This is a genomic window from Micromonospora sp. MH99 (genome assembly GCF_021442385.1).
Lineage (GTDB): Bacteria > Actinomycetota > Actinomycetes > Mycobacteriales > Micromonosporaceae > Micromonospora.
This window is the reverse complement of record NZ_MUZA01000124.1, coordinates 1-9,014: the sequence shown is the minus strand read 5'-3', so window position 1 is coordinate 9,014 and position 9,014 is coordinate 1. Positions and strand designations below refer to the sequence as shown.

The 9,014-nt window shown below is 73.6% G+C and carries 9 protein-coding genes and 1 pseudogene; 6 read left to right on the top strand and 4 right to left on the bottom strand.

Going from position 1 to position 9,014, the window contains the following annotated elements; genetic code table 11:
• Window positions 1-940 (top strand): DUF6297 family protein (locus tag B0E54_RS31625; RefSeq protein ID WP_234591508.1); only part of this gene is annotated, 940 nt, incomplete at its 5' end.
• Here B0E54_RS31625 and B0E54_RS31620 read toward each other — a convergent pair.
• Complete coding sequence (locus B0E54_RS31620; RefSeq protein WP_234591507.1) at window positions 884-2,434, bottom strand: PLP-dependent aminotransferase family protein; 1,551 nt, start codon at window positions 2,432-2,434, stop codon at window positions 884-886. The genes B0E54_RS31625 and B0E54_RS31620 overlap by 57 nt on opposite strands.
• Window positions 2,435-2,497: 63 nt before the next feature.
• Between B0E54_RS31620 and B0E54_RS31615 the strand changes: the two genes are divergently transcribed.
• The gene (locus B0E54_RS31615; protein WP_234591506.1) at window positions 2,498-3,109 is read left to right on the top strand and encodes a LysE family translocator; all 612 of its coding nucleotides are present in this window, start codon (window positions 2,498-2,500) and stop codon (window positions 3,107-3,109) included.
• Window positions 3,110-3,117: 8 nt separating this feature from the next.
• Window positions 3,118-3,861, top strand: a complete 744-nt coding sequence (locus tag B0E54_RS31610) for a B3/4 domain-containing protein (protein ID WP_234591505.1) — start codon at window positions 3,118-3,120, stop codon at window positions 3,859-3,861.
• Here B0E54_RS31610 and B0E54_RS31605 read toward each other — a convergent pair.
• Together B0E54_RS31605 and B0E54_RS31600 are read right to left on the bottom strand one after the other, a co-directional pair.
• Window positions 3,830-4,861: a PHB depolymerase family esterase gene (locus B0E54_RS31605; protein ID WP_234591504.1), complete on the bottom strand. Its 1,032-nt coding sequence runs from the start codon at window positions 4,859-4,861 to the stop codon at window positions 3,830-3,832. The genes B0E54_RS31610 and B0E54_RS31605 overlap by 32 nt on opposite strands.
• Before the next feature lie 181 nt (window positions 4,862-5,042).
• Window positions 5,043-5,645, bottom strand: a complete 603-nt coding sequence (locus tag B0E54_RS31600; protein ID WP_234591503.1) for an MBL fold metallo-hydrolase — start codon at window positions 5,643-5,645, stop codon at window positions 5,043-5,045.
• Between the two features lie 43 nt (window positions 5,646-5,688).
• Between B0E54_RS31600 and B0E54_RS31595 the strand changes: the two genes are divergently transcribed.
• Window positions 5,689-6,495 (top strand): SDR family oxidoreductase, encoded by an 807-nt coding sequence (locus B0E54_RS31595; protein ID WP_234591502.1) that lies wholly within the window; start codon window positions 5,689-5,691, stop codon window positions 6,493-6,495.
• Window positions 6,496-6,501: 6 nt separating this feature from the next.
• Here the strand turns inward: B0E54_RS31595 and B0E54_RS31590 are convergent, their stop codons facing one another.
• Window positions 6,502-7,110, bottom strand: a complete 609-nt coding sequence (locus tag B0E54_RS31590) for a hypothetical protein (protein WP_234591501.1) — start codon at window positions 7,108-7,110, stop codon at window positions 6,502-6,504.
• Between the two features lie 164 nt (window positions 7,111-7,274).
• Between B0E54_RS31590 and B0E54_RS31585 the strand changes: the two genes are divergently transcribed.
• Window positions 7,275-8,381 carry a DUF5919 domain-containing protein gene (locus B0E54_RS31585; RefSeq protein ID WP_234591500.1) on the top strand — a complete coding sequence of 369 codons (1,107 nt, stop codon included), beginning with the start codon at window positions 7,275-7,277 and terminating at the stop codon, window positions 8,379-8,381.
• 76 nt (window positions 8,382-8,457) lie between these two features.
• Window positions 8,458-9,014 (top strand): annotated as a pseudogene (locus tag B0E54_RS31580) (pentapeptide repeat-containing protein); the annotation flags it as partial.

The following is a 9,014-nucleotide window of genomic DNA, read 5'->3' as shown; positions in this document are numbered from 1 at the left end:
GGCCGGCGCCGGCTGGGGCGCCGCCGCGCTCGCCCTGAGCGTCGTCGCCCAGAGCAGCCGGGCCGGCCGCCGCTGGCCGACGGTGGTCGGGGCGACGCCGATGGTGACGGCCGCCGTCGTCGCCACTCTCGTGGTGATCGCCGGTCGCCTCGGCGACGAACTGCCCCGGCCGGCGGCGCTGCCGACCGGCGCGCTTGTCGCTGTCGGGGTGCCCCTCGCCGTCCTGGGCACGGCTCTCGCCGTACGCGCGCTGCCCCGGGTCGACCGGGCCACGCTGACGACCGGCGCGCAGTTCGCCAACGCCGCCGCGACGGCCACGATCCTGCTCGACCCGAGCATGCTCACCAGCCTGGTGGAGAGCCGGCGGTGGCGGCGCATCGGCCGGGTCCGCAGCCGCCGTTTCCTGCCCGGCCCGGCCTGGTGGGCGCTGCTGCAGGCCGACGTACGCCGACTGCGCCGCCACCCCAGCGCCCTGCTGATCTGGGCCGGGCTGATCGGCGTCCAGTACGCTGCTGCGCTCGCCCTGCCCGGGCTCGCCGGCGCCACTCAGGTGGTGTTCGCCTACTTCGCCACCGACCGGCTCACCGGGGGCCTGCGCGCGGTCAGTCGGTCACCCGGGCTGCGCCGGGCGCTCGGTGGCAGCGACGCGGCGCTGCGCGGTATCCACGTGGTGGTGCCGGCGGTCGGCGCGGGCCTGTGGTGGCTGCTGACCCTGCCGAGTCTGCCGACCCTCGACGCCGGCCCGGCCTGGCTGGCACCGACGCTTGCGGTCGGGGTGGTGGCCGCCGCCTGGCGGGCCGGCACCCGCCCGCCGATCAACTACGGCGGCGCGACTGTCAACACGCCGTTCGGGATGGTCCCGGTCGACCTGCTGCGCCAGGGCTCACGCGGGCCGGCGCTGCTGGCCGTGCTCGTGCTCGTGCAGCTCTTCCTGGGCTGAGCAAGCCGGCCGACTGGTCGGCGTCAGCGCGGCGGCGACGGCGGCGACGCCCTCGTCGATCTCCGTCGCCGTCCGGGCCGCGTAGCCGAGCACCAGGCCGGGCCGGTGGGGCCGTTGGCAGTGCCACGACAGGGGCTGCACCTTCACCCCGCGCGCCAGTGTCGCCGCCGCCAGTTCCGTGTCCGCCACGGCGTCGTCCAGGGTGATCGTCAGGTGCAGTCCAGCCGCGGCGCCGTGCACGGTGGCGGTGGGCAGGTGCCGGGCGAGGGCGGCGATCATCGCGTCCCGGCGGCGGGTGTGCCGGCGGCGCAGCAGCCGCAGGTGCCGCTCCAGCGCGCCGGAGGTCATCAGCTCCGCCAGGACCAGCTGCGGCAGCACCGCGTTGCCCAGGTCGGCGTTGCGTTTGGCGGCCACCACCGCGGCGCGCAGTCGCTGCGGCACGAGCAGCCAGCCGACCCGCAGTGCAGGGGCGAGCAGTTTGGACACGCTTCCGGCGTAGCAGACCTGCTCGGGCAGCAGCCCCCGCAGCGCCGGCACCGGGGGGCGGTCGTAGCGGTGTTCGGCGTCGTAGTCGTCCTCGATGATCAGACCGCCGGCCCGTGCCCAGTCCAGGAGTTGGCGACGCCGGTCACCGTCGAGCACCACGCCGGTCGGAAACTGGTGCGCGGGCGTGAGCAACACCGCGGGCAGGCCGCTGGCGACCAGCTCGTCGACCCGCAGCCCGGCGTCGTCCACGCGGACCGGCGGGGTGACGACCTGCCAGTTGTTCAGGTGCTGCCGTACGCCGAGCGAACCGGGCTCCTCGACCGCGATGTGATCGATGCCGGCCGGGCGGAGCGCCTGGGCCAGGAGCCCGACCGCCTGCGACACCCCGGCCACGATGATCACGTCGACGGGGTCGACGGTGATGCCCCGGTTGCGGGCCAGCCAGGCGGCGACGGCCGCGCGCAGCGCGGGCGCCCCGCACGGGTCGCCGTACCCGAGGTCCGCCGCGGCGACACGGCCGAGCACGGCGCGTTCCGACCGCAGCCAGTCCGCGCGGGGAAAGGCGGTCAGGTCGGGTACGCCGGGGGTCAGGTCGATCGTCGCGCGGGCCGCGCGTACCGCGTCGAAGATGTCGCTGCCGGGCGTCGGCGGGAAGAGCGCAGCCGGTTCCGCCGGCGCGGCCGGGGCGGGGGGCGGCGCGGGCGGCGCTCCCGGGGCTGCGACGACCAACGTCCCGGCCCGGCCCCGGCCGGCGAGGTGCCCCTCCTCGGTGAGCCGCTGGTACGCCTCGGTGACCACGCCCCGGGAGACGCCGAGGTCGGCGGCGAGCACCCGGGTGGCGGGGAGCCGGGCGCCGATCGGCACCCGCCCCTCGGCGATCGCCTGGCGCAGCCGGCCGGCGAGCCAGTCGGCTCGCCCGCCGGGGGGCGCGTCGGCGACGGTGAGGTGCAGAAAATCCGAGCCGGCCGTTATGGACCTCTCGGAGTCGTTCGGTTTGGCCCTGCTCACCGGTCCATCTTGGCAGGAGAGTGGGTCGCAGACACCCCCGCCCGACTCCGCCGGAGGACGACCGTGAGCATCCCCTTCCTGATCACCGCCCTGATCGTGGTGATCACCCCCGGCACCGGGGTGTTCTTCACCCTCTCCGCCGGACTGTCCCGGGGCGCCCGGGCGGGCGTGCTGGCCGCGTTCGCCTGCACGCTGGGCGTCGTGCCACACCTGCTGGCGGCGTTGACCGGGCTGGCGGCGCTGTTGCAGGCGAGCGCCACGGCGTTCGAGGCCGTCCGGTACCTGGGCGTCGGCTACCTGCTCTACCTGGGCTGGTCGACGATCCGCGACCGCAGCGCCTTCGCGGCGACGAGCGAGCGCCCACCCCGCTCGGCGGCCCGGGTGATCGTCTCCGGTGTGCTGGTCAACCTGCTCAACCCGAAGCCGACGCTGTTCTTCGTCGCGTTCCTGCCGCAGTTCGTGGACACCACCGCCCCGGGCTCGGCCCGGGCGATGCTCGCCTGCGGCGTGGTGTTCATGCTGCTCACCTTCGTGGTGTTCAGCGGCTACGGCGTCTTCGCCGCCCGCCTGCGGGACCGGGTGCTGACCCGCCCCCGCGTCACCGACTGGCTGCGCCGGTCCGTCGCCGGCACGTTCGTCGCGCTCGGCGTGACGCTCGCCCTCACCGAACGATAGGAAGTCCCATGCAGTTCGAGCACTCGGCGCAGCTTCGCGCCGCACATCCCGACCTGATCGCCGGTGTGGTGCACGTCGCCGACGGGATCACCGCCGACGCCGACCGGACGGGGAGCACGGCCGACCACCTCGCCGAGGCCCGACGGCGGTTGACCGCTGACGGCAGCGAGAGCGGGTTCCCGGAGATCCAGGCGTGGCGGCGAGCGTACGCGGCCATGGGGTTACGACCTACCAGGTACCGGTGCGCGGCCGAAGCCCTGCTGCGCCGGCTCCGTCTGGACGGCGAACTGCCCCACGTGCACCCGCTGGTCGATCTCTGCAACGCCGTCTCGGCGGCCTACGCCATCCCCGTTGCCGTTCTCGACCTGGACCGGGTCGACGGCGACCTGGTGGTCCGGCCGGCGCACGGCGACGAGACGTACCTGAGTTTCGCCGGCGACACCGAACACCCCGACCCGGGCGAGGTCACCTTCGTCGACTCGGTCGGGCGGGCGCACGCCCGGCGATGGACGAACCGGCAGAGCGGATGGTCCGCCGTACGGGCGGGCACCTCGTCGGTGCTGATCGTCGCCGAGGCGCTGCACCAGGGCGCCGAGCCGGCCGTGACCCGGCTGGTCGACACCCTGGTGGCGGAGCTGACCGACGGGTGGTCCGTCCCGGCGACAGCCGCGGTGCTCACCGCCGCCGCGCCCCGCTTCCGCACCCCGGCGGCCACCACCCTCAGCCGTCCAGCCGGCGGACCATGTTCATGATGGACTCCACCTGCGCGCCGCCCTTGATCGGGAAGTTGGTCGCGCCCAGGTAGCCCCACCAGTCCCAGCAGCCGTTCGGGTTGCTCAGGGCCGTGCCCGCCTGCGGGTAGAGCACGACCAGGTTGTTGGTGTCCGCGTACTGGTTGAGGTTGGCCCGGTCGACGAACGCCGTGCCCACCGACCCGTACCCCTGGGCGCAGCCGTGCAGGGCGACGAGCAGCCGGCACGACTGCCCGGCGGCGCAGGCCGACGGGACGTAGGCGAAGCCGTTGGCGTCCATGCTCAGCCCGTTGGCCCAGCCGTTGACCGCGAAGGTGTTCTGGTCGAAGCGCACGAGCCTGCCACCGAGAGCCGCGGGATTGGGCGCGTTCACCCCGCCGAGCAGCTTGCGCAGCAGGGCGTTCTGGGGGTCGGTGCCACAGTCGTTGAGGAACGGCGAGGCGGTGGCCGTACACCCGGACGTGCCGTACGGCGTGACCCACGAGTGACCGGCGGCCGAGCCGCTGTCGTACTGCACGCTGGCCCCGAAGTGCTGGTAGTAGCGGACCAGGTCGTCGGTGACGGACTTCTTGACGGAGGTGTCGTTGGCGCCGTGGAACACGTACACCGGGTCGCCGGAGAGGTTGCCGACCGGGTCGACCCAGCCGTACGTCGCCCAGGTTCTGGTGTACGTCTGCAGGGCGGACACGTTCGTCGGGTACAGGTTGTCACCGCAGCCGTAGAGCGCCTGGGCGACGGTGTTCTGCGAGCAGTAGTACGGGCCCGCCGCGAAGACGGCAGCGCCCCGGATCCGGGACGAGTAGGCGACGTGCAGCTGGGTCGCCATGTAGCCACCGGAGGACACGCCGGCGACGTACACCCCGGAGATGTTGTAGGTGCCCAACGACCCGGAGACGGGCGATGTGGTGGCGGGGGTGGCGGCCTGGGCGGGGGCCGCGATGGTCAGGATCAGCAGCAGGACGGCGGTCACGGCGGTGGCGGTTCGGCGCGGTGGGGTCATGAACGTTCTCCTCGGCAGCGCCGTCGGGGGCGTCGGCGTGCGCCGAAGCTACCGTGACGCAGGCCACACCCGACATGAGCCCGACCGACACGCTCGTCGATGTCGGTGTGTGCCCCGACCACCCACGACCGTCCCGGTGACGCGCCCGAAGAGGTTCCCACTGCTGCGACGACGCGGTCGCTCAGGCGGTGTCGCCCGGGGTGAGGTGGCGGTAGCCGGGGATGGTCTCGGCGAACCAGCCGGCGACGCTGGCCAGGCCGCGTTCGTTGAGCTGCGCGTCGTGGATCGGGTACGCGGCGGCGGCGCCCACCGCGCGGGCGAAGCGGATCGCCTCGTCCAGACGCAGCCACGACCCCTGGGCGGGAACGAGCAGGGTGTGCACCGGCTCGTCCGGCACGTGCACCGAGTCGCCCGGGTGGTAGAGCCCGTCGCCGATCAGGTAGCCGAGGTTGGGGCAGTCCGGCTGGCCCTCGTGGATGGCGGCGTGCCGGCCACCGTGCGCGCTGACGGTGATGCCGGCGGCGGTGAAACGTTGCCCCGCGCGTACCCGCGTCACCGGCAGCGGGGCGAGGTCGGGCAGCCGGGCGCCCTCCGGGGCGTACACCGGGACGCCCAGCCCGGCCAGGCGCAGCACGTCCACGTGGTCGGTGTGTTCGTGAGTGACCAGGACGGCGTCCGCGCCGGCGAGCGCGCCCGGCTCGCTCCAGGTGCCCGGGTCGACGACCAGCACGCCGCCGTCGTGCTCGACCCGGACGCAGGAGTGTGTGTATCGGGTGATCCGCATCCGGGCGACGGTACGCCGCCTCCGGTCGGGGTACTGCGCAGCAATGCCCCAGCGATACGACAACTACCCGAGGATCGCCGTGGTCACCGGCGCGGACTCCGGCATCGGCAAGGCCAGCGCGGTAGCCCTGGCCGCGGCCGGCTTCGACATCGGCATCACCTGGTACGGCGACCCCGACGGCGCCGAACGGACCGCGACCGAGGTCCGCGCCACCGGGCGGCGGTGCGAGGTCGCCGAGGTGGACTTCACCCACCTGCCGGACGCGGCGGCGGTGATCGACGAGTTGGCCGACCGGCTCGGCGGCATCGGGGTGCTGGTCAACAACGCCGGAACTGGCGCTTCGACGCCGTTCGTCGACACCGGCTGGGACCAGTGGCGCGAGGTGCTCGCCGTGGACCTCGACGCGCCCTTCCTGTGCGCGCAGCGGGCCGCGCGACGGATGCGGGCCGTCGGCGCCGGCGGACGGATCATCAGCATCACCAGCGTGCACGAGCACGCGCCGCGGGTGGGTTCCGCCGCGTACTGCGCCGCGAAGGGGGGTCTGGGGCTGCTGACCCGGGTGATGGCCCAGGAGTTGGCCGCCGACGGGATCACCGTCAACGCCGTAGCGCCGGGCGAGATCGCCACGCCGATGACCGGTCAGGAGGACGTCGACCCGTTCACCCAGGACCGGCCCGGCGTGCCGGTGGGACGGCCCGGCGACGCCCGGGAGGTGGCGGCAGTGGTCGCCATGCTGGCCTCGCCTGCCGCCAGCTACGTCACCGGGGCGTCCTGGCCCGTCGACGGCGGGATGCTGTTGATGGGCCCGCAGGCCAACGCGCTCGCCAGCGACGACTGGCGTCGGGTCTGAGTGCCCTCAGGCCGTGCGTCCCGCCGACGTCCAAAGGATGTACGCGAACTGGGCCGCGAACGCCGCCAGCGCGACCGCCACCCCCGCGACGACCATCAGCCAGTGCCAGCGCCCGACCATGCCGAGCAGCAGGGCGACGCCCGACCCGACGAGCGCCGCGTTGACCGCGCCCACGAGCGCCGCCGTGGTGAGCAGGAACTCCCAGCGCCCCGGCCGGGTGCCCACCATCATCCAGGCCGCCTGCGCAGTGTCCTCGGAGACCACCGCGTCGGCGAAGAAGTCGTGCTCGCTGGCCAGACGATGGTGGTAGTAGGCGCGGATGCGCTGGATCCTCCTCAGGTCCAGCGAGTTCTCCACGGTGGTCTCCACCAGCCGCAGGAAGGTCAGGATCCCGATGATCACCAGGATCGGCAACACCGCGCCCAGGTAGGGCCGGACCACCTTGTCGTTGCCGGCGGCGAAGCCGAGGCCGATCAGGGCCGCCGACAGCACGGACAGGAAGATGGTGGCGCGTCCGGTGGCCTCGTCGATCGTGCCGGAGCGGGACGTCTGTAGGGCGTAGTGCTCGGTGCTGAGGACGCTCAACAGCGCCTTCTCGCGTTCCGCGTCGTCCACACCGTCACCTTCCGCGCTCGCCCGACCCCGTTACCGTCACCTTAAGAGCGGTTCCGGTGGCCGGGTCGGCGAACGCGTCGGTCGCGAACAGGACAGCGAGCGGCAAAGCCGGCACGTATCCTCCGCATCTCGATGATCGGTGGGCCAGGACGGAAGGGGACCGGATGCCCGAGTGGGCTGGTCGGGGCAACCGTGGCGGCCGGCAACGACGTGCGTTCGGCGTCGGCGGCGCGCTACTCGGGATCGCCCTCGTGATGCTGCTGGCCGCCTGGCGAAGCAGCGGCTTCCTCAGCGACCTGCTGCTCAACATCGGCTCCAGCGTGGTGCTCGCGGCCATCTCGTACGTCATCTTCGACCCGCTGTTCGAGGAGGCCCGCAGGGCGCGTGTGCAGGAGCACCTGAGCTTCGACCAGCACGCCTTCGTGGCCCGGCTGTACCGCTCCGGGCGCCGGGTGCGGATCCTCGACACCTGGACGATCCTGCTGGAGGACACGCAACGCGAGGAGGCGCTGCGGGGGATGCGGGCGGCGCTCGCCAACGGCGCGCAGGTGCAGTTGCTCCTGCTGGACCCGGACTGCACGGCCGCGCAGCAGCGCTCGGAGGAGTTGGAGCGGCAGCGGGTGGACGTGCCGCGTCAGATCCGCACCAACCTGCGCCACCTGGCGCTGTTCCAGGACTCGCTCGACGCCCGACTGCGGCACCGGTTGCAGGTTCGGCTCTACGACGCGTCCCCGTCCATCCAGCTGTACCAGTGGGACAGTCGGGCGCTGATCTCGTTCTTCCCGATCGGGAAGCTGTCGTTCAACGTGCCCCAGCTCGAAGTCGACATGGACAGCCCCTGGGGCGGGTTCGTGCACGCCCGGTTCGAGGAGCTGTGGGAGCACGAGCAGGCGACCGTCAACCTGGAGCGGTACTGGTCGGTCGCCGTCACGCTGCGCCACGACGACTCCGACGTGGTCGAGGTGCAGGTGCCCTACGTGAGCGTGGACGGGCAGCACTACGTCGACTGCGGAGTGTTCAAGGTGACCGGGCCGCTGACCGTGCGGGCCGTGCTGCCACCACGCGCGCCGGGCGGCGCCCCGGGCGTGTTCGCCCTGGCCGAGCCGGTCGACGGGGACCGGACGCCGGCCGCCACCGTCCGCCGGCACTTCGACCAGAAGTACGGCGGCGGCGACGGGCAGCGGGAGATCCGCCGGCTGGTGCCGCCGCCGGATGGTGCGCGTACCCCCGCTCCCCGCTCCGCGGCGGCCGGCGACGCGCACGGACGGTGACCCCCGACCCGCTGGGTCGGGCCGAGGCGCGGGACAATGGGGTCGCCGCCTCGATCGCCAGGAGGACCGTTTCCCCGTGTCGACAGATCCCGCGCCGCCGTCGCCGCCGTCGCATCTGCGTGCCGACTGCGCGCGCTGTTTCGGGTTGTGCTGCGTGGTTCCCGCCTTCGCCGCGTCGGCCGACTTCGCCATCGACAAGCCGGCCGGACGGGCCTGCCCGAACCTGCGCCCGGATCACCGCTGCGGCATCCACACCGAGCTGCGGGAGCGGGGGTTCGCCGGCTGCACGGTCTTCGACTGCTTCGGGGCCGGGCAGCAGGTCGCCCAGGTCACCTTCGGTGGACGAGACTGGCGCGACGCCCCGGAGACACTGCCCGCGATGGCCGAGGCGTTCACGGTGCTGCGTCCGCTGCACGAACTGCTCTGGTATCTCGGCGAGGCGGTGTCGCTGCGCCCACCGGCCGCGCTGCGCGCCGAGCTGGATCGCGCCCGCGCCGAGATCGCCGCGCTCGCCGACGGTGACCCGGCGCGGCTGCGCGGCGTGGACGTCGACGCGCACCGGGCCCGCGTCAACCCGCTCCTGTCGCGGGCCAGTGACGCGGCCCGCTCCCCCGGCGGGCTCGATCGGCGGGG

Excerpts from the sequence above, each read along its gene's own strand:
- B0E54_RS31610 (WP_234591505.1), top strand. The coding sequence starts at position 3,118 with ATGCAGTTCGAGCACTCGGCGCAGCTTCGCGCCGCACATCCCGACCTG.
- B0E54_RS31605 (WP_234591504.1), bottom strand. The coding sequence starts at position 4,861 with ATGACCCCACCGCGCCGAACCGCCACCGCCGTGACCGCCGTCCTGCTG.
- B0E54_RS31600 (WP_234591503.1), bottom strand. The coding sequence starts at position 5,645 with ATGCGGATCACCCGATACACACACTCCTGCGTCCGGGTCGAGCACGAC.
- B0E54_RS31595 (WP_234591502.1), top strand. The coding sequence starts at position 5,689 with ATGCCCCAGCGATACGACAACTACCCGAGGATCGCCGTGGTCACCGGC.
- B0E54_RS31585 (WP_234591500.1), top strand. The coding sequence starts at position 7,275 with ATGCCCGAGTGGGCTGGTCGGGGCAACCGTGGCGGCCGGCAACGACGT.